This is a genomic window from Phyllobacterium sp. P5_D12 (genome assembly GCF_054049495.1).
This window is the reverse complement of sequence record NZ_JBFUMG010000920.1, coordinates 1-1,168: the sequence shown is the minus strand read 5'-3', so window position 1 is coordinate 1,168 and position 1,168 is coordinate 1. Positions and strand designations below refer to the sequence as shown.

The 1,168-nt window shown below is 58.5% G+C and carries 1 protein-coding gene; it reads right to left on the bottom strand.

Features of this window, described 5'->3' with window-relative positions; translation table 11 throughout:
* Positions 1-1,009: winged helix-turn-helix domain-containing protein (locus tag ACXJ5O_RS27635; protein WP_457302700.1), on the bottom strand; the 1,009-nt coding region annotated here is incomplete at its 3' end.
* Positions 1,010-1,168: the final 159 nt, after the last annotated feature.

Genomic DNA, 1,168 nt, shown 5'->3' with positions numbered 1-1,168 from the left:
GCTCAAAGCTGCGTTCGAGAAGACCGAGCAAGGTTGCCAGATCCATAGTCGCCAGCCTCGACGCGGCGAGTTCGATCGCAAGCGCGATGCCGTCGAGACGTCGGCAAATGGTCGCCACCTTAGGGGCATCCATGTCATCTAACACGTAGCCACACGCCTCATGTGCCGTCCTGACAAAGAGCTCGACGGCAGCAAAAGCCAGGGCATCCTTTCGGTTGGTGCCACCGTTCTCGTCTGGATATGGGAGCGGAGACAAACGATAGACATTCTCGGACCGCGAGCGGAGCGGTTCCCGGCTCGTCGCAATGATGTGGATGCTGGGAATCGCCAGCCTCAGATGCTCCGCGATGGCGGATGTCGTGCTCAGAACATGCTCGCAATTGTCGAGCACAAGCAGCATTTCGCAATCCCGCAATGTTTCGACGATGCCGGCAAGCACATTGGTCCATTTGCCGCTAACGCCCAGCGAAGCCGCAATCGTCGCGGCTACAAGCTGTGGGTCACCGATGGTGGCGAGATCTACGAAGCAAACACCATCGTCATAGCGTTTCAGAAGGTGGCTCGCTGTGGCCAATGCGACGGTCGTTTTGCCGACTCCGGCCGGGCCGACAACAGTCACTAATTTTTCCGTCGCAAGCTTGGCTTCGAGCGCGGCGATTACTTGATCGCGACCAATGATCGGCGCGATGTTCGGCAGTTCTCTCGCTACCGCCTTGCCAGAATCGAAAGCAGACGGCGAGTGATCTCCTCCATAGACACGCAGCGGCGCGACAAAGCGATAGCCGCGGCCGCTTACAGTGGCGATGCACGATAGTCCTGAGGACCGTAGCCGAAGAGCACGGCGCAAGGCGGCGATGTTGACCTTCAGATTGCTTTCATGCACGAAGGTGTCCGGCCAGACGAAGCTCATCAGCTGATCCTTGCCGACGACTTCCCCCGCGTGGATGAGGAGCAGGTGGAGCAGATCGAGAGCACGGGCTCCCACCCGCAGCGGGTTGTCGCCAAGCATCAACAGTTGCCGGTTTGGAATGAACCGATAGTCACCGAAACAATATGTCTTACCGTCTAGTTTGCCGGATCGTTCCATGCACCCCCGAATGACTCCGTGATGAACGCGCCGTTCCCGAGTTGCGCTTCCTGCGTCTGTATCCCAGGTTCAGCTTTGTGA